Here is a 19,191-nt window from a genome sequence, read left to right as displayed (position 1 = left end):
CCTACCAGTAGCAGCAACACGCCATGTTTAGTGGCTACATTATTCTGTCCACATCACCACAAACCCCAGCTCAGCACCCCATTTCCCCCACCGACCAGCGACTGCACTAGCCGCTGCACGTCGCCGGAGTCGTTGATTGGGTGGTCGCCGTTTTCCCGGTTCCACGCCGCTTCGAAGCGGCGACGTGCGTCGGCGAATGCGGCGTTCGCCTCGGCGGTGCAACGGCCCGCGTCGTGAAATGCTTGCCCCAGACCGGAAATCTGCGCCGGACGGCCAACTTGGAGACTGTTGTTAATCGCCCAGGGGTCGCCGCCGGCCTCGGCGATCAGCAGCGGAATGCTTATGTACCGGAGCTGCATCGCACCGTCTGCGACTCTGAAACGCTGCCTTCCATCCTGGGGACTCTTACCGTGCGGCCAGCGTCGTCGGAAGCCCGACCAACACTCCTTCGACGGCATCGTCGGTGTTGACCAGCAAACCACGTCCGGGCGGTAACGCTTGCGCTCGAACCATTCGGTTGATTCTGTTCTGCGGATCGTTATCCATATACAGCTGGGCCACTTTCGCTGACGTTTGGAATCTCATCCACGGATCCATCGGCATGGTCGCCCAGTTCGCACTATTGCGTGTGGTAAACACGTGCAAACCGATCTGGCGGGCGCGCTCCATCAGCTTCCACAGCGCCGCACCCACCGGCGGCTTCTGCGGGTAAGTCTGTTCCTTGCGCAGGTCCTGGATGTCGTCGATGAGCACGAAATGCCGACACCCTTCCCATGGCTTGAGCGCGCGCAACTCTTCCTGGCTCAGCCCCTTCGGAGGCAATCGGGGCAGTAAGACCTGTTGGGCCAGCTCTGTGATGACCTCGTCGATCTCGTCTTGGTCATAGGCGTATGCCCGCACATAGCCGGGGCCATGCAAGTCGCGAAAACCATGCGGGGCGGTCTTGGGGTCGATCAGCGTCAGCTGGGCTTCTTCCGGGCTGAACCGGCTCATCACCGCCTCACCGATGGCCACCAGCGCGGTGGTCTTGCCGCAGCCCTGGCGGCCCAAAATCATCAACCCTGGGCTCTCCCGCAACTTGAGCGGCACCGGGCCGACTTGGTGCCGCTCGCCGATGGCAAATGCAATCGACAGGTCGTCGCCGCTGGGATGTGCGGCCTCGTATTCGAGGATGGCCTTGAGTTCGACCCGCTGCGGCAGCCGCTGCAGGCTTGCGTGTTTAGTCACACCAGCGACGTCAGCGATTCGTTCCCCGACTTCGGTAATACCGACCAATTCGCCGGTGGCAGGATCAGCCAGCGCCGGAACACCAACGCGCAGCTCGTGCAAACTCTCCGTCAAACCGAAACCGGGGCGGTTCAATGTTCGTCGCGCCGCCTCGCGTGACTCGATGGACGAATGCCCCATCTGGCTTTCGCTCGGGTCGGCCAGCCGCAACTGGATTCGCGCGGTCACGTTCTGCAGCAGACTTTGCCGCTGGCCGTGAATCCAGCCGCCCGCGCTAACCATCAGGTGCACACCGTATTCGGGACCGCGGCTGCTCAACGAAATGATGCGATCACCGATTGTGTTGTCCCGGGAGTACAAATCGTCGTAATCGTCAAGCACCACAAAGACATCGCCGAATTGGTCGTCGGGGTCGGTGCCGCCGATCCCGTCACTGCCCGGGCCGAAACGGCGCTCCCGAAATCCGTCTAGATCAATTCTGGCGCGCCGAAACCCCTCTTCACGCGAATCGATCAATGCCTCCATCGTGCTCAAGATGCGCTCGATGCCTTCGGCGTCCTTGGGCGACACGATGTCGGTGACATGCGGTAGCGAAGCGACCTGAGCCATGGTGGCCCCGCCGATGCAGAAGAATGTCACCCGCGCTGGGTTGTACATCGTTGCGGCCGAGGCCATTAGCGTCATCAAGGCGGTCGTCTTGCCGCGCTGCTTGGCGCCGACCACGATGATGTTGCTGCGCAGCGCGTCGATCGCATACACGACCTGTTTGGATTCTTCGGGGATGTCCATGACACCGACCGGAAACATCATCCCCGGGTTGTCCCCGTAATCGACATGCCATGGCTTACCGCGATATCCAGCCACCAGGACATCAACCGTTTCGGCGTCTTCCAGTGGCTCCAACCATGGCCGTCGCGGCGATCGGTGCGGTACGGCCCGTAGCGATTCGCGCAACACGTCGACAACCTTCTTCTTCTTGAATCCATCGTCGTGGTAGAGGAATTCGTCGGGTTCCGCATCGGCGGCGGCCGCGACCTCCAACGCCTCGGCGTCGGATGGGTCCAGCGGCTGGTACTGCCAGTTGTACAGCCGGGGCTTGGTCAACGTCATGTCGATGGTTTTGGCCACTTCCTTTTTCTTCGGCACGACGAACGGTGCGGACAGGTAGAAGCAGCGGAACGGCTCGAGGTCGCGTGGCCCCACCTTCAGCAGCGCAAAACCGTTCTCCTTGGACGGCAGGTGGTAAGCCGCGTCTGAACCGATCACTTCTCGACTGTCATCGCCGGATTCGGCACGCAGCGCGATCCGAAATGCGATGTTGGACTTGACTTTCTGCAGCGACGACAGGTCCAGCCGCTGCCCGCCCAACATGAAGAAGACGTTGGCGCCGCGGCCCTCCTGGCCGATATGGATGATCAGCTGGATCCACTTCTCGTGGTTGGCGAACAACTCCAGATATTCGTCGACGATGACGAGCAAGACCGGCACCGGCGGCAGATCGCGACCGGCAAGGCGGATCTCTTCGTAGTCGTTGGCATCGCGCGCACCCACCGACGTGAACAACTCGTATCGCTGTTTGATCTCGCCGTCGATGACCCTGCGCATACGTTCCGCCAGATGGCGCTCGTCCTTACCGAGGTTGGACAGAGCGGCAACCACATGCGGAATGCCCAGGATGTCTTGGGCTGCAGATTCGAACTTCATGTCGACGAAGATGACGTTGAACGTCTCCGGCGAGTGTGTCAGCGCGATCCCGTAGACCAATGACAAGAAGAACTCGGACTTGCCCGACCCGCTGGTCCCGATGACCACTGAATGAAACCCGAAGCCACCGAAGTCTTTTGCGCGGATGATGACATTCTGCAGCTCGCCGTTCGGTTTCGCACCGACCGGGATCTCCGACCATCGTTCGTCACCGCGGCCGCGGCGCTCGGCCCACAACCGGTCGACATCCAATTCCCGCGGATCGCTGATGCCGAGTGCCCGCAGCAGCTCGGCGGCGCCGCTGGTCGAATCGATGATCTCGCTGCGGCTTGTCGGTGACCACCGCGCCATCGCGCGCGCATATCGGTAGGCCCGATGGATGGACAGCTGGTCGGCGTGGGCGAAGAACTTGCCGCGCGCGCGCAACAGCGGCGTGGGGCGGGCGTCGTCGCCCTCGACTTCGGAGCCATCGGAGCCATTTGTGCCGGGTCTGAGGGCGGCGGAACCGCTTGTCGCGCCATCTCGTTCAGCCATATCGAAAACCTGGTCGTCACCGAATCCAACGCCAGTCCCCACCCGCGACGCGATACGCAGCACCGTAATACCGGCCTTGCCGACCTGCCCGACGACGCTCTCCCACGCATCGGGACTGCCGGTGTTGTCGTCAACAATCACCAAGTGCGGTCCCAAGTCCACCCCGTCGGCGCCTTGGCCGGTTTCCAGTGCGGAGCCCATTGCCGTTGGGCTGGCTGCCGTCGGCGGTGTCCACGCGCCGCGCTTTCCCTTCATGTGTAGCTCGGCGCCCAGCGTCGCCTCCAGCTCTTCGGGGGTGGCGAAGATCAACCGCCGCCATCCACACGCGTCGAACAACTCGTCGTGCAGGTTATGAGGCAGCCACACCATCCATGACCACACCTCGGGGTTACGCGTCACCACCATCAGCTTGATTTCGCGCGGGTTGTGAAACACCGCCAGCGAGCACAACATCGAGCGCATCAGCGACCGCACCCGATCCAAGTCTTCGCTGACGAAACTGAAGCCCGGTGCCGAGCGTAGATTCACCACCTTGGCGATATCGCGAATCTTGCGCTGCTCCAAGATGAAATCGCGCAACGCCTGCCCGGTAACGGGTTCGAGTTCCTCCTCGGAGGAGATGTCAGGCCAGGTCACCGACAACACCGAATCGGGTGCATGCTGCACGCCGGTGCCCAGCCGCACCTCCAGGAAGTCGACGTCGCCGCGGCCGCGTTCCCACATCCGGGGGCCCCCGATGATGGCGCCCAAACCGCGCGGATCGGAGTGCACCGCATGCTGCCACGAGCGTTGCGCGCATACGGCGTCCTGGATCTCGTCACGGATGACGTCGAGGTCGCGAAGATAGCGGCGGCGACCCTTTTCCATTTCGCCCCAGGTGATCTTGCGGGCCCGGCCGAACCGCCCGGAAAACGCCAGCATGCTGAACGCGCCGATGCCCATCAGCGGAAAGAACCCGGTTGACAGACTGCGCACGCCCGACACGTACAGCATGACGATGGTGCCGATCAACGCCACGATCAGCGCCGGTACGCCGATCATCACCCAGATATTGCGTGGCTCGCGTTCCGGTAGTGCGATCGGCGCATTAGGCGCCACCCGAACCGGTTTCGGCGGCTGGATCTTGGCACGGTTGATGGGAAATGCTTTCTTCGACATCCTGCTAGCCGCCCGCCTTCGCTGTCGTCGTCATCACGGCCACCTGGCCCAGCGTCGGCACCGTGTCGCGAGCCAACAGCGCAGCCTCGCGTGACAATGCCGGTCCCGCCGCGAAGGTCCGCAGCAGTGGCCACGGCGCCTGCACGGCGTGAGACGGGTCCAGTCCCAACGCGCGCAGCGTCGATTCATCGTTGGCGATTCCGAATCGCACGCCGTTAGCTGACACCCAGAACAACGATTCACGCGAATCAGCGGTGACCACAGCGCTGGTCGAGGTCACGAAGTTCGCCGCACCCGGCAAGACCAGAACCTGCTTGGCAACCACCGACGCCGGGTTGCGGTCGTCACGCACCAATCGCACGATCCGGTTGTCCATCGACGAGGGAACCGGCAAGCCCCGGCCGTTGTAGACGGCGATGCGGGCCTGCGGATCCGTCGACGCCTTCTCCCAAGAAACACAGGTGGTCGGATTCGCAGCGGTGTCAACGAAATTCAGCCGCCCGGTCGGGTAGTACTCCACCGGCAACGAGGTCACCTGAGGTGTGTTGACGAGTACGTCTGGAGTCACCAGTCGCGGCGCCGTCGATCCATAGGAGTTGGCACTGCGCAGCAGATCGGCCACGAAACTGTTGATCTTTTGCACGCCGTCCGGCAGCAGTACGTAGAACTGGCTTCCCCCGCCGGCGGTTTGGGCTTGCAGCACCGCACCAACCTGGGAACCCGGCACCCACTTCGAGGGAGTTCCAGCCTCGGGTATCTGCGGTATGCGCAGCGGTTCGGTCGCCGGTAACCCGTCGAACAGCGCGCGCGAGATCTCTACCGGCATCGTCACTGCGGGGTCGAGCCCCAGACTCAAGGTCACCGCCCTATTGGCCGGATCGATCTGTGATCGCTTGCCTCCCCAGATCACATAGGTGCTGCCCTCGAATGTCACCAGCAGGCCTGCGTCGCTGGGCATCGGCGCTGCGCGCCCGCCGCCGGTGGGCATGCCCGCGATCGAGGTCACCACCGGCTTGTCGCCGCTACGTGGCCGACCAGCGGTATCGCACACTGCCCACGCCGAGATGGCACCCAGGTTTACCGGCATCGCCGGGGGCGCTCCGGGAATGCCGATAAGCGGACCGGTCGGATACTTCGCAATCTCAGCCGGTTTGACCCATGTCGGCTGTCCGGCCGTCCCGGTTGCCAAGCGCGCGGACGTGAAATTCAGTGCTGGATATAGCCGGCCGTCGATGCGTGCATAGATGGCGCCGGAATCGCGGTCACCGATGATTGCTGAGTCACCCACGATGCCAGTGGGTTTCAGCACATTGAGCAGCATCATCCATCCTGCTGCGATAGCGACCAACACCACCGACAACGCAAGCGCGGCAGTTTGTTTGCGGTCGTCGTGCTTCATTCGCACCGAGAAGCGGGTCGTCGCCGCGCGTAGCCGCCGGTTGTAGAACAGGTGACCGGAATTCTGGTCGCGGTTGGACAAACTCAACGGCATTTCTCAATACCCCTTAGGCGTTCGGCGAGGATCGGCCTGCTGAATTCGATCAGCCAAATTCGACGCATCTGCGGCCACGCCGTAGTGGCCGCGCGCATAGTTGATGAACGCGCACGCCTGGGCGACCAGGTCGTGAATGTCGGTCGACGTCCCAGGCTGGTGATAGCTCAGGAACGTCGGCGCAATGAACTGCCAAGCACCCTTGCTGGGCGTGCCCTTTGCAGCGTTGGAATCCCAGTGGTTTTCGGCGTCGGCATTGTAGTTGGACTCGCGTCGCGCCACCAGATCCATACCACGGGCCCACCTGGCTCGTGCGACGGGATCATGAATACCCTTGATGTCCAAGGCTTCCTGAATTGCAGCCAATACCGCTGCGCGTCCGGTGGATGTGGTTTCGTAGTGCCTTCTTCGTGCTGTCCGCAGGTAGTGCAGCCGCCGCAGCCGCAGTGCATGTAGCCGTGCCCGCGCTTTGGACCGAGCAATGTGTCGATGCTGAGCTCGTAGCCGTGCCACCATCCGGGCCATCGCCTCGCGGCGGCCCAGTGGAGTATCCACGGACGGCATGACATCGGCCTTCGCGGCGTCCAGGATCGCGCGCGTCACGGTGCCGGCGTGCGCGTGATCGGCCTGGGCTGCTGCGGTGATCTGCGCCAGCTCCGCATCGGTGTCGGCCAACCGGCGCAGCACCCGCACCGAGGTATCGGACTTGTTTTCCGCGACGGTGGGTTGGGCTACCGTCGCCTGCCGTATTGCGTCGGCGTGCGCCTGGACGCGTGCTGGGACGCTGTCTATGGCAGCCGGCGTGGCGCGGCGCGCGAACAGGCGGTGACCGCGGGATAGCGCCGCTATTGCCTGCGCGGTCACGGGGTCAGTCAACGATGCTCCTGTGTTCGAAGCCGAGCGAGGTCGTCGGCCCGCCGGCAGGCGCCGGCCCGTCGCCGGCAAGCCCGACTGCCGTTTGTGTCAAATCCGTCGGTGGCGGGCCCGGCAGTTCGCCGGCCGTGACTTGGCGCACCGGATCGGAAACAAACATTGAGCCACTACTCCCGCAACTTCTGGTCAGCGAACGCCCACGCCAGGCCGACGGCATCCAACAGAATGCCCGGAACGTCGGCTCGCTCGTGTAGAGCAGGGTAGCGTCAAGGCAACCCTCCGCGCCATTCGATCGACCCGGCGGAGGTGGCGTAATGGCGTCACGGCCATGACATTACTTCGGCTACGACGACTCGACCACTCACTCGGTGCGCGGTACAAATTGCGGTTTGCTGTGTTCCTGGAATTGAGTGGGCGATTCCCGCACGGAGCCGATATCACGAACTGGTTTAGGTGTCATTTCCGGCCACGGCGGGTGGCGCGCTCCGCCGGGTTGTAGTGATGACGACGACGCCGCATCCGACCGCGACCAATCTCAACCCCATGGACTTTCCAGAGAACACCAGGATCAAGACCAGCGCGGCGGCAGTCGGCAATGCCGCCTCGACGTTCAGCCGCCAGTAGAAATACCGAAAGGTGGAAGTGTAATGACTGCCGATCGGTGTCGCCGCGAATTAGGCAATCGAGACTGTCCGAATAGAACGATGCGATGCGCCCTAACTCAAACGTGCGCCACACTTGGGACCCGGCGATTGCGAAGGCGAGGGTACCGGTGCCCATTGCTATCTTCCGCTTCATTCGCCTCCGCCTATGTGTACGTCAACTAGGTATGGCCGGGTCATTCCTGCGCCATTGCGGCCTGGCCCGAAGCGGCCCGAGATGCACAATGGTGTCCGTCACTATGGTTGCCCTGGCCGGGAATTCGGCACGAGGCTCAAGCGCACAAGCGACTCGCCGTCCGGGACCACGCCATGCCCGCTGAGGCCGAACGGAATAGGTGCGTGGGTGGGCAACCCGAACGCCCATGCACCGCGTCGTCGATTTGAGGTATGGGCGACTTCCGAGCGGGTCCGGTGAACCCGACGAGCTGTCCCGGCTCAGCTCGAAAGCACTTGGGCTATTCCTGCGCTTCCCCGTCGCTCGGCAATACCACAATCCGGCGGGCCGACTTGGTAACGGGCGGTTTGCCATCGCCAGTCTTGACGGGGACACTAGGCGGGGCCGTCAAGCGGCCCTTGACCGGCTGCCCGTTGGGCACACCCGGAGCGGTTATCCGCTTCTCGACCGGCTTGTCCTTGCTCCCCCCTTCACCGCCATGGCCCATCGCGCCGGGCGGAACCATCGGCATCCCTGTCCCACCCATCGATGTCGGTGTGGGCGACGTACCGCTGGTGGGCGTTCCGGTCACCGACTTGGTTGGCGCCCCAGCAGGAGTTGTCGGTGGTGACGACGTCGGCACCGGCGGCGGTCCCAGATAACCCGTCGGGGTTGTACCGCCACCACCCCCGCCACCGGAGCCGCTGCCTCCGGCACCACTGCCGCCGCCGAGCCCGGATTCTTCGCCGATGCTGTCCACAAGCCGGGCGCCGTCCGCAGCCTCCAGCCCCTGCGCGCCGTGGCCTTGCTGAAGCGCACTCATCAGCGGCTGCATTGCGCCCTGGCCGGCCTGCATCGCCTGCTGTGGAAGCTGGGTGAGTGGCCCCAAGATGCCGCCAACCGCCCCGCCAACGGCACCGGTAATGCCGGACACCACTTGTTGGATCATCTGGGTAGCCCCCTGGGCGCCCGCCTGCGCACCGACGCCTTGGAACTGCTGTGCCGCGTCAGCCTCGTTAGCCGGGAACTTCCGCGCGGCATCGGCCGCGTGCGCCCGACGATCCATATCTTCCTGGGCGCTCGATGCCACGTCGCCGGGAACACCAAGATTCCCGGAGCTCCCGAGGGCCGATTGCCACTGGTCTGCGGGGGCGGGTCCTGGCGGCGGAACGATATTCGGCTCGACCTGCGGCGACAACGGCCCGTACAGCGCCTGTTGTAAGGTCTCCGGCGTCACCTTGATCGGGACTCCGCTGGAGTTGGGCGGGATGGCCGGAACTCCCGGAACCGGGAACGGGAATGGATCCGCGGTCATGTCGTCACCTCAACCTCGTCTGGGCTGACCTGAGGCCGCTCCTTGGTTGCATTGCACGCGCCGACGGGTGCGTCATCATGATTTTGTCACAGCACAACCTGACAGGTATTCACCTCGATGGGGCGGCGGGCCTATGCCACAGTAGCCAGCGCTGCCGGGTCCGAAGCTGACAGTCCTGCAACGTCGCCCGGGTGCTGGAACCACGGCCCGGGAATCACCAAAACTCCCTACGCAGCAAACCCTCCGGAGCCCTCGCGTCGAGCGACTACGGCAAACCACGCCATGTGATAGTTCGCGAGATACTGATGCTCGTCGATCAGCGCATCGATTGCCGACATGAGCATCCAATCGCCAAGGGCCGATAGCTCGTGGTCCGGGTACGCGTTGAGCACCGACTCCTGGATCGCGGTAAGGCGCTCTCGCAGCAATTGGGTTTCGCTTTCCAGGACGCCGGTTTTGCGCACTGCCGGAGCTGCGATGGCTTGCGCTATCCGCGGGAGGCCGTCGCGACGACGCACGGCCTCGACGAGGGTCGGTCCCAGTTCGTCGACTTGAGGCGCTGCGGAGCGCGCTGAGCGATCGCCGCTGAGCAGAGGTGCATCGGGACCCGGCTCGCCAATGTAGGCGTTCGGCTCGTGTGCAGCCGCGGCGACGACGGCTCCCAACAAGTCGACCACGCTGACATCGCGACGCCGCGCGGTTGGCTCCAGCAGGGTCACGTTGGCAGGCAGTCGAATGTGGGGCGGGATCCACCCCCCTGCAAGATCCGTGACCAGGAGGGTGGTGGTGCCATCCTCACGCAGTCCGGCCGCCCAGGACAGCCGCGGTTCCTGGCGAGCCACCGCATCGACGAGCCGCTCCAGCCGTTGTTGCTCGGCCGTCCTAGCAGACACCGCACCGGCGGCCGCTCCGGATGTGGCCGACGCTGCCGATGCTGCGGCCATCGGTGTTCCGCTTGCGCCGACCTGCCCACCCGTGGTGGTGCCCGACGCTGTGCGCTCGACCGGAGAAACCAGCGGGCCCCCGGCTGATGGTGACGACGACGCCGACGGTGCCACCGCCGCACCGGAAACCGGCCCTGCCACAGCCGACGGCGTGGGCCCGGCAGCGACGACGGATGGGCGCAGGTCGGAGCCATAAGCGGGCAGCGATCCAGCAGGGACGGCCGGTCCAACCGCAGGCGTCGCGGGCGCGGACATCGGCGTGCCGGTTACCACCGTTGGTGCTACCGCCGCCGTGCCGGTGTCACTGGCTGCCATCACCGGGGTGCCGGACGTGGTCGCTGACGTGTCGACGGAAGGGTGGATTGCGGCCGATTCAATCCCGACAGCGGCCATGGTCGGTGCAGCCACCGGTGGCGGGGTAGGTAATGGAGAAGCTGTCTGCGGTGCGGGTGTTGATCCCGATTCCATCGCATGCATGGCGCCAGCCGACAATGATTGCGCACCCGCGGCAGCCGGTTGCCCCGTCATCATCCCGGTGGCAAACGATTGCCCAAGCGAGGCGGGTGAGATGCCTTGACCTGCGGCCGCTGGTGAGAATGACCCGCCGGGTAGGCCGGGGGCTGCTGGTATGCCGGGGGTGATCCCTGGTGGTGTGGTGACCGGCGGTGTGACCGGTGGTGGGCTTGTTGGTATTGGCCCGGCGCGCGCACCGGCACCAGCCGCCGCTGGAGGCCATGCCTCCTGGGTGGCGGCACTTTGAACGCCACCAGGGGCACGAAAGCCACCACCATCACGCAAACCAGGACCGGCCGGCGAAGCCTGTGAAACTGCGTTTTGGCCCCCGCTCAGGCCATCAACACCGCCGTCGCGACCGCCCTGGCCCGCTGCCGCCGTACTCAGGTCATCCTTGGTGATCTGAAGCGAGTGCGGCACATCGTCGATAGCGAACCCGTGGTCGCGCGCCCAGTTTCGCGCATCTCCGCCAACACCTTCGGCATCGAGGATCTTTTGAGTGGCACCCACGATTTTGTCGACAGTGGCTAGGGAAGCGGACGTGGCGTCAGCATTGCACTGGGCTTGGATTCTATGAATTTCCGCTAACTGCTCGGATAACGGCTTCTTCGACGCAAGAACGTCATCTATTTGTTTGTTGCCGGTGTTTGCGATGTCTGTCAAACGGCTCCGCAGATAATCGATGGCATCAGCACCTGTGATAAACGCGTCAGACTTTGCCTTGTATTTTTCCGCCTTGTCTAGCTCAGCTCTCTCACCCTGGAAATACCGGGCAATAAGATCCTCCGCAGTCTTGCCTTCATTGCGAGACAAGAGCTCTCGCTGATTCCGCAGACTCTGAGCCAGTTCTTGCTTCTGCGTCATCCATGCGGTCCAATGTTGAGCGGCAGCGCGAAGGGTCGTCGACGGAGTTGGCCACCACGGCCCGATCAACGCCGTAGTCCACCTCCCAGGCGGAAGGTCACCCGTCACCGCATACCTTCTTCATCACTGCATCCTTAGCGATCAGGTCATCGAGAGCAGCTCTAAAGTCGCTGTCACTAGCAACGTCCCTGTTGCCCATCGCTGTGGTGGTGAGGTAGGCGGTTGCAAGTGCGCGCGCGGCGTCGCGGTGCGTGGTATCGAGTGCCGCATTCGCCGCAGCGTTATCGAGCATAACCGCGGCATTGGTGGTCGCGATACGCGCCAATGCGGGGTTATTGCCATTTGTGTCGACCTGCACCGCTCGCGCCACCAGGCGGTAGGTATCGCACAGCTGTCGTTGAGCCGCGGCTGTATCTGCAGGGCTATACGTCGGCGCGCTACTCGTAGCCGGTCGAGCGCCCCGCGAGAAGGCTATGAGGGCCATGCTCAGCGCAGCAACGGCCACCACGCTAGACATCGCGGCCAAGAACATAGCACGCCTTGTGCCTGAGGGTCGCCCGAGCCGACTGGAACCTGCCCGAACCGACGACCCATTGGGCGAGCGGCTAGCGCCGCCGCCAACGTCTTGCGCGCATTCTTCGGCCATATACCCTCCTAAGAGTCCGCCATTGGGGAACCAACGCGATGCGTGTATACGCGTGCAACCCAACACGGAACCGCGACGGATTCAATGGTGGGGCAACGATCAAGCTGGCGGCAAATCACGTCGTGCCACAACCGATCTGCAACCTGGACTTCCGAGACAGAGAGCGGCTGCCAGGCGCCTCTCAGCGGGAATGATTACCGATGTCACAGTCGGCTGGTGTCGTGTCACGCCCGAAGATGCGCAAACTCCTGTCGGATGGCTATCAACGTCGACCCCGACCGGGTCTGCGTCACCTGGGGGTACCGCGCGGTGTCGCATGCGGGTGGTGTTGTCGTGTTGCGTGCCGCAGAGCAGGTGGAGCTGACGAGGGTGTTGTCGGAGGCCCGTTAGTTAGCGCCGCAGCGTAAACCGTAGGCCAGCCACGATCCCGGTAAGATCGTGCTCGACGTGGCTGTGGCGCTGGCGTATCAAAAAATTATCGCTATTGCCGGTCATCCCCGTGCACGCGCCCGCCCATTACGGGCCGCCGACACATCAGCGTTCTCTCGGACCTTCACATTCGGTGCCCGAAGTATCATCCCAAAATTTGGGTGAGACTTCCCCGACCCGATCCGAAGGTACAGCGTCCATTTTCTTCTGAAATTCATCAAAGAGCTTTTTTGCGCGGACAATCTCCTCGCCGCTCGGAGGGGTGAGGCCGGCCTGCTCGGCCTCTTCTTGAGTATAGAACACTTTTCCGGCAATTTCTCTGCTCAATTGCTGACATCCAATCGGTTGATCGCCATCTCAATTCATTAGAAATCAGTGTTCAATCATATCAATGATTGTTTGACCTGTCAATGGGTCTACTACCTTGCTTACGATGTAAAAGATTGTACGCGCCGGAAACAGAATCTCTTGCTCGTGAGGAACGATAGAAACGGCAGAAACATCTCGTCCAGTCTTGGACAAGACTCTAAACTCGACGTTTCCCACAAACACCGAGGACCGTGCGACTCCTGGATCCGTCGACGTGCTCATGAAAGCCTTCTCTTCTACAAACCTGCCTGGCTCATACTGGGCCAGCGCCTCATCTGAAAGATTCGTGCCCCGCACGACCGCCCCATCATATGCCGGAAGCTTTTCCAACGCTCTATTCAAAGCGTTTACACGAGCGAGTTGAGATGAATCCAATACGCCACCCCTCAACGCACTGTTTAAATCCGTAAAACCATTTCCAGTATAGTCCGCGAGTGCGGATAGATCATCGGTGTTTAAGCTATCAATGATCGCATATTGTCCGCCGACGGAGGAGCCGAGATTATCCGTGCCCGCGCTGTCATGTACAGGCCGCTCACTAGCGTCACCCTTAGTGCCATGCACTCCGCCAGTTTCGTGGCTCGGCGCGAGTTCGGTTGACTGCCCACTGGGTATTCCGCTGGGCGACGCCCCACCTGACGGCGGTGGTTTAGACGGCACGCCGTCCGGCATGGATTGGGCGGTCGAAGTGTGGGATGCCGCCAGTGTGGATGCAGATTGTTGTGCAGACGGTGCGGCAAGCGTTGGCTCGGCAACAGACGCATTTTGGGGCGTGGGCCCCGGTGCCTTGGCTTGGACGGGCTGACTTGATGGTGCGTGCGTTGGCGGTGGATGTTCGCCCAATTCGGCTGGTGCGGAGGTATCGGGCTGGCCTGGTGATGTCGGTAACGTTACGGAGGGTTCAACTGGTTTCGCTGTCGGGGACTTGTTCTCGACTGGTGTCTTGTTTTCAGTGGGGCTCTTGGGTAGCGGATTGTCTTCGGCTCCGGGTTTGGACTGCGGCCCAGGCGTCGGGCTGCCAGATCGGGGCTGTTGGTCCGTCGGCGGCTGCGGCTGGTCAGGCGGTTCAGACTTGGGGACCGCGGGTGTGGGTGGCTTAGGAGGATTCGGGTCACCGTGGGGCTCGCCTGACCGGAACAACTGCTGCCTTAGGGCTCTTGCGGCATCGGCAACGTCGCGGCCTTTGTTGGTGAGCTTTGATAGCGCGCCACCCGGTAGGAACATCGTCCCAATGTCGGCCTCGGTTTTTCCGAGGGCTTCACCAGGGCTTTTTCGCCACTCGTCCCAGTGGATTAGCTCTTTACCGAGTTGCTTCCACGAGTCGGCCACCGACGGCACATGGTCGTCGCCGAGGCCGACCAGCGGCGCCATCCCCAACGCCATGCCCCCCACATCGCGGCCATAACCAACCGGGTCGAGCAGAGCGCGGATCTGGTTGTAGTGCCAGGCCGTTTCCCCCAGGCCCCATGCTGCCTTCCCGAGTCCTTCCAGCCGCTGCCCCGCAAAATCAATGACCTGTCCCACCGGGTTGCCTTGCAGGAATTGGTCCCATTCCTTGGCAGCGAGCCGACCCATGTTGGTGATCGTCGTATGAGCCTGCGCAACCGCCTCACCGATCTGGTTGCCGAGCGCATCAACTTCGCCGGTGAAATTATCGACCACCGCTGCGATGTCATGGGCGATGCGGGCGATCTCGTCTTCGTCCTCGTCGGTGAGAAACTCCCAGACTTCTTTAATTCCCGTCAGCGGATCGCAGATACGTGACAACAAATCCAGGATCGCCGCATGGACCGCGTCGATTTTGGCCGCATATTTGTCGAGGCCGGTTGCGATGGTCTGACACTGCCCCACTACGGCGGTCGCGCCGGAGTAGGCATCGGAAAACGCGCCCTCGATGAGCCCTGCTTCCGGGAGTTGCTGAGCGCGAATGGCATTCATCGGTCCGGCGGTAGCGTGGATTTCGGCCACCGCGAACTGAGTGCCGGCGTTACGCCAAGCCGCCGCCGCCGCACGCAGCTTCCCCGAATCCCCATTGGGCCAAATCATCCCGATGTAGGGAGCTACCCAGCCCCAGCCCGCCGGGGCGCTATCGCCGTTACCAATGGCCGACGGCGCCGAACTCGCGGCCACGCAACTCGTCAGCTGCGGCACCGGCAGCGGCGCGGCGCGGCCGGCCACATCGGACATGGCCTCGGCCACCGAGTAGTTGTGCGCGGTCATGCGCACGCCATCGCCGAGATTGCACAACCCATTACGCGTAACGGCCATCGCCTGCAACACCATGGCCGCCGTCTCGTCATACGCACGTCCGAACTGCGCGCCGGCCGGATCATCACCGGCCATCCCAGCAGATCCCGCCAGCGCGCCGGTCAGCGTCGAGGTCACCGACCCCAGATTCTCACCCGCAGCCACCACCGCCGCACCGGCGCCATCAAGGGCCGCCGGATCCACCGCCAGCGTGGTCATCAGCTCACGACCACATACGGCTATTGGTCGACATGGCGCCCGAGTAGTTGGCATGGGCGCCCTGTCCCGCGGTACGCAATTGAGCCAATGCCTGGCGCATCATCGCCTCACCCAGAGCCCAATGCCGGTGCGCCTCAGCATGAGCCGCCGCACCATGCCCCGTCCACGTCACGTGCAACCGGGTCACTAACGAGTCGATCTCGGCGAGCATGCTTTCGGTATGACGCCCGAACTCGGCCATCCGCTGCACCGCCTCGGACAGCGCCGCCGGATCGACCCGAAACGCCTCAGCCACCACCGACCTCACGCATCGCTTGGGCGGATGCAGTCTCATTTTGCTGATACCCCGCCCCCGCCTCGGCTACCGCCTGCGCCAGGATGGCCAACCCCAGTTGCACCTCACCAGCACCGCGATGCCACAACTCCCACGCCGAGCCATACGAGGTCCCCGACGCGCCGCGCCAGCCGCCCAACACCTCGCCAACCTCAGAATCAAGCTCTGCCAACTGCGTTGCAAAATGCTCAGCGGCACCACGCAACGACTCGGCGAACCCGTGCATCACCACAGGATCTACTCGCAACGTGTCATCAGCGCCCATGGCGGCAACCTAACAACATCGGCACGTCGCCACAATTCAGCCAGCGCCCTACGACCGATGAAGTGACTTACAACACCAAAGGTGCCGATGGCGCACTTCAAGGCCGACAGCAAATTGCGGCTCGCTCCCCCGCTTCACCACTGAGCGGGCGCTTCGTACGTGAGAGCGCTGCCATCTCGCGGTACCCTCACTGGCACATTCCCCGCCACGGCAGCGGAAATATCTCCATGTACGACGAACGCGACCGCGTCGTACGGGAAATACCATGCTCCGTTTGTCTCCACGATCGCTGAATCAATGATCATGAGCTCACCCAGTCGCTCTTTCTCAGCTAATTTGTCAATCGCCTCGACAGCACGCATTCGAGCCTCTCCCAGGCCTATTTCATTCATCGATACCTCATGAATCCAGTGTTCATCGCCGACGGCATCAGGGCTGCTGAATTTCCCTACTGATATCGACCGGCAAGATGGAGTGGTCCCTACGGTGGTCGAAGGTGTCGCGGCACTCGCCGTCCAGTTTGACGCCGACATGACTGTTGAATCCTTCCCCTTGGAGCGCGGGCGGTACCACCGTCACGATGGCGTTGACGTCCTTCTTCCGCAGCGTCGGCGAATGAGATATGAAATCGGAGTCGGTGCTCCACCCGTCGGCGACCAACGTTGAGATCACCGTCTTAGGATCGGCCGGTCCATCGTGCGAGACACCGGGCATCCAAAGCGATAAGTCCACCACCCCACGAAACGGTGGCTCTCCCTGGTCATTACATGATTCGTAACTGAATGTCGCTTCAGTCACCTCGGCATGAAGGGAGTTGACGATGTCGTGGGCCGCATCGACAACCTGGGCGCGTGCCTGCTGAGGCGAAATCGGGTGACGCACGTCGTCAGCACATCCGCCGAGCACAAGGCCGATTACGATCGCCGCGACGGCAACCCGGACTGGCAGGGTCCACACCCGTCCACTTCCTTTCAAGAATTTCAAAGTCGCGAAACGGCACACATTTCAGCCCGTCGGTCCGCTATGGCGGTGCCCGGTGGTCGCCGATCGCAGCGCTTCGGGGTCGAACCACTCCCCCATCCCGTATTCACCACGATGATGTGCGGTCATCCCATCGTGCTGTAGCGCATCGCCGTGACCGGAGACCACGTCAGAGATGCTGAACAGCGATTCCGACCCGTCATCAAAGTAATGCGAATGGTCATACACCGGAACGCCGGTATAACCCGGCACTTCGGCTTTGAACCGGGTGGCCCCGAAACCGTCGACGGCGGGATCGTCTCCAAGCCCACCTAGCGTCGGACCGATGAGTCCGGGTCCGGTCACATGACCAGGCGACCAGGTGACCGCATCCCCCGAAGCCGCCCCGACATAAAGATGCCCACCCGGAGATAGATCAAAATCGGCCGCCGAATGCGCCAGGTCGGCTCCCGGCGAGCCGACCAGCACCACATCGTCGGCATGCATCCCGTATGCCGCCGCCGCATCCGAGACCGTAGTGGAACCGTAGGAGTGTCCGACCACCGTCATGTGTGACGGCACGTCGTCGTGGTGGGTGACCGCCAGGGCGTTCACATCGGCGGCCAGCGCCTGCCCCCCGGTACGGGCCATGTTCGGCTCGTACAAACCCGGGTCTGTCACGGTGTTGGGCGCGTCATAGCCCACCCACATCACCACCGCGGTTCGCTTTCCCCAGTCGGCTCGGCTGGACTCCTGGTACAGGCGCACCCCGTCGGGGTTGGAAAGCGTTCCCTCGCGAACCCCACTACCCAGCCCCTTGACCAGGACTGCAGTGTGAGCCGCGGTGTCGGGGTTGCCCATGGCGATCGCGGCGGCCCCCTCGCCGCCGAAGGCATCGGGTTGATACTTCAACAGAAATACTTCCGGATGATTGTTCCGTTCATCCTTCGCCTTGGCGGACGCGTTCAGCCCCTCCTGAGTACGGCAAGCGTTGTTATAGCGGGTAATTGCTGCCGCGGACAGCCCATACTTGCCCGGATCGGCGACCACCTCGTTGACCGAAACACCATATTTGTCGGCAACGTCCGCCACGCGATGGAGGTCGTCGTTCATCACTGCTTTGTTAATCGGACTGCGGACGTCGACCGGAATTCCGTTGAGGTTCCCCAGCTCTGGCGGATGGTCAGCGATCAGCTGCCGCTGCTGTTCAGGGCTCAGCGATTTCCACCACTTGTTGACCTCCTCAGCGCTGGTTCCTGGTGGCGGAATCTGAATCGGCTCTTCAGGTTTCGGTGGTGATTGCGGAGCGTCGAGAGCCTGGATACCTGCCGGGTCATACCCATCACTTCGCAATGTGTTCAGCGACTTCTGCAGCGTGTCCGAGTAGCCGTTGCGGATCGATTGCAGTTGTCCCAGGGCGCTTTTGGTGTCGGCGATTGCCTGATCCTCAAGGGCAGAGATAAGTGCGTCGAGCGCCGCTCTATCGGCATTGGTGAGGTGGATATCCTTCTCGAGTTCGACCGCTTGGCCGATCTGGTTGTCGAGCTGTTGCAGTCGGCCCTCCAGCGTCGCGATCTGCCCACTGGCCGACCGCTGCGCTTCGGCCAACGCCGCCGCGATGGTCTCCAGATCGACCCCGATCTTCGGCAACTGCAAGGACTGCGCGCCCAGCGACTGAGCCACCCGCTGCACTTCGGCGGAGTCGTTGATCGGATGATCGCCGTTTTCCCGATTCCACGCCGCCTCAAATCGGCGACGCGCCTCGTCGAAGGCCGCACTGGATTCGGCGGTACACCGGCCCGCGTCATGAAAGGCCTGCGCCAAATCGGCAATCTGTGCTGGGCGCCCACTTTGGAGGCTGGAGTTGATCGCCCACGGATCACCGCCGGCCTCGCCGATCAACAGTGGAATGCTTATGTAGCGGAGCTGCATCGCACCGCCCGCAGCTGCGCGGCGTTGCGCTCATCCATCCCGGTGAACCCCGCCGCAGCTCGACGCGCGTTGCCGCCGACTGCGGTGAGCACCTCTTGGTGGGCCTGCAACGTTTTCACCTGCTGGGCATGCGCCGAGGTGACTGCGCCATGAAATGCCTCGGCTGCGGCAAACTCCCCGAACATCCCCGACAGCAGTGATCCGCGCGAGAGATGACCGGCTCCATCCTGCGCATGGTCACCCGCACGGTGAGAATCGTTGGCCCCCAAGTGCAGTGATCCCGTGTCAACGAACATCGCCACCTCTTTCGAAGAGCTACGGACAGCATTGGCGCGGCCCAGCAGTTGCGG

Annotated in this window: 17 protein-coding genes and 1 pseudogene; 3 read left to right on the top strand and 15 right to left on the bottom strand. The window is 63.0% G+C overall.

Annotated elements, in window-relative coordinates:
• Positions 1-95: 95 nt before the first annotated feature.
• The 4 genes and pseudogenes from CDN38_RS13800 to CDN38_RS13785 all read right to left on the bottom strand — a co-directional run.
• Positions 96-359 (bottom strand): annotated as a pseudogene (locus CDN38_RS13800) (putative alpha/beta hydrolase); the annotation flags it as partial.
• 46 nt (positions 360-405) lie between these two features.
• On the bottom strand, positions 406-4,623 hold the full coding sequence (gene eccCa, locus CDN38_RS13795; RefSeq protein WP_075512765.1) for a type VII secretion protein EccCa: 4,218 nt from the start codon (positions 4,621-4,623) through the stop codon (positions 406-408).
• 4 nt (positions 4,624-4,627) lie between these two features.
• Entirely contained in the window at positions 4,628-6,115 is a 1,488-nt protein-coding gene (gene eccB / locus CDN38_RS13790) for a type VII secretion protein EccB (protein WP_075512764.1), read from the bottom strand.
• A gap of 3 nt (positions 6,116-6,118) precedes the next feature.
• Positions 6,119-6,991 (bottom strand): transglycosylase, encoded by an 873-nt coding sequence (locus tag CDN38_RS13785; RefSeq protein ID WP_075512763.1) that lies wholly within the window; start codon positions 6,989-6,991, stop codon positions 6,119-6,121.
• Between the two features lie 498 nt (positions 6,992-7,489).
• Between CDN38_RS13785 and CDN38_RS31820 the strand changes: the two genes are divergently transcribed.
• Entirely contained in the window at positions 7,490-7,612 is a 123-nt protein-coding gene (locus CDN38_RS31820; RefSeq protein ID WP_267888310.1) for a hypothetical protein, read from the top strand.
• A 493-nt stretch (positions 7,613-8,105) separates the two neighbouring features.
• On the opposite strand, the gene CDN38_RS13775 is transcribed toward CDN38_RS31820, so the two are convergent.
• Together CDN38_RS13775 and CDN38_RS30775 are read right to left on the bottom strand one after the other, a co-directional pair.
• Positions 8,106-9,119 carry a hypothetical protein gene (locus tag CDN38_RS13775; protein WP_099319005.1) on the bottom strand — a complete coding sequence of 338 codons (1,014 nt, stop codon included), beginning with the start codon at positions 9,117-9,119 and terminating at the stop codon, positions 8,106-8,108.
• A gap of 227 nt (positions 9,120-9,346) precedes the next feature.
• Entirely contained in the window at positions 9,347-10,471 is a 1,125-nt protein-coding gene (locus CDN38_RS30775) for a DUF5631 domain-containing protein (protein WP_233026865.1), read from the bottom strand.
• A 426-nt stretch (positions 10,472-10,897) separates the two neighbouring features.
• Here CDN38_RS30775 and CDN38_RS30770 point away from each other — a divergent pair, with 426 nt between their 5' ends.
• On the top strand, positions 10,898-11,107 hold the full coding sequence (locus CDN38_RS30770; protein ID WP_075512760.1) for a hypothetical protein: 210 nt from the start codon (positions 10,898-10,900) through the stop codon (positions 11,105-11,107).
• A 430-nt stretch (positions 11,108-11,537) separates the two neighbouring features.
• Here CDN38_RS30770 and CDN38_RS33010 read toward each other — a convergent pair whose 3' ends face one another.
• Positions 11,538-11,972: a hypothetical protein gene (locus CDN38_RS33010; RefSeq protein ID WP_075512759.1), complete on the bottom strand. Its 435-nt coding sequence runs from the start codon at positions 11,970-11,972 to the stop codon at positions 11,538-11,540.
• Between the two features lie 369 nt (positions 11,973-12,341).
• Between CDN38_RS33010 and CDN38_RS31815 the strand changes: the two genes are divergently transcribed.
• Positions 12,342-12,476 (top strand): hypothetical protein, encoded by a 135-nt coding sequence (locus tag CDN38_RS31815; RefSeq protein ID WP_267888309.1) that lies wholly within the window; start codon positions 12,342-12,344, stop codon positions 12,474-12,476.
• Positions 12,477-12,620: 144 nt separating this feature from the next.
• On the opposite strand, the gene CDN38_RS13750 is transcribed toward CDN38_RS31815, so the two are convergent.
• From CDN38_RS13750 to CDN38_RS13715, 8 genes are all read right to left on the bottom strand, one after another.
• On the bottom strand, positions 12,621-12,842 hold the full coding sequence (locus CDN38_RS13750) for a hypothetical protein (RefSeq protein ID WP_082277346.1): 222 nt from the start codon (positions 12,840-12,842) through the stop codon (positions 12,621-12,623).
• Between the two features lie 45 nt (positions 12,843-12,887).
• Positions 12,888-15,350, bottom strand: coding sequence for an ADP-ribosyltransferase (locus tag CDN38_RS31810; RefSeq protein ID WP_082277345.1), 2,463 nt, complete (start codon positions 15,348-15,350; stop codon positions 12,888-12,890).
• 4 nt (positions 15,351-15,354) lie between these two features.
• Positions 15,355-15,645 (bottom strand): WXG100 family type VII secretion target, encoded by a 291-nt coding sequence (locus CDN38_RS13740; RefSeq protein WP_075512757.1) that lies wholly within the window; start codon positions 15,643-15,645, stop codon positions 15,355-15,357.
• Entirely contained in the window at positions 15,638-15,949 is a 312-nt protein-coding gene (locus tag CDN38_RS13735; protein WP_075512756.1) for a WXG100 family type VII secretion target, read from the bottom strand. The genes CDN38_RS13740 and CDN38_RS13735 overlap by 8 nt, the downstream gene beginning before the upstream one ends.
• A gap of 134 nt (positions 15,950-16,083) precedes the next feature.
• The gene (locus tag CDN38_RS32415; protein ID WP_075512755.1) at positions 16,084-16,311 is read right to left on the bottom strand and encodes a YrhB domain-containing protein; all 228 of its coding nucleotides are present in this window, start codon (positions 16,309-16,311) and stop codon (positions 16,084-16,086) included.
• Between the two features lie 67 nt (positions 16,312-16,378).
• Positions 16,379-16,906, bottom strand: a complete 528-nt coding sequence (locus CDN38_RS13725) for a lipoprotein LppJ family protein (RefSeq protein ID WP_180276325.1) — start codon at positions 16,904-16,906, stop codon at positions 16,379-16,381.
• 48 nt (positions 16,907-16,954) lie between these two features.
• Complete coding sequence (locus CDN38_RS13720; protein ID WP_075512754.1) at positions 16,955-18,841, bottom strand: putative alpha/beta hydrolase; 1,887 nt, start codon at positions 18,839-18,841, stop codon at positions 16,955-16,957.
• Complete coding sequence (locus CDN38_RS13715; protein ID WP_075512766.1) at positions 18,823-19,137, bottom strand: DUF2563 family protein; 315 nt, start codon at positions 19,135-19,137, stop codon at positions 18,823-18,825. The genes CDN38_RS13720 and CDN38_RS13715 overlap by 19 nt, the downstream gene beginning before the upstream one ends.
• Between the last annotated feature and the right edge of the window lie 54 nt (positions 19,138-19,191).

Source organism: Mycobacterium ostraviense, assembly GCF_002705925.1.
Classification (GTDB): Bacteria; Actinomycetota; Actinomycetes; order Mycobacteriales; family Mycobacteriaceae; genus Mycobacterium; species Mycobacterium ostraviense.
Note: the sequence above shows the minus strand (reverse complement) of the source record. Positions and strands in the feature narration are given on the sequence as shown.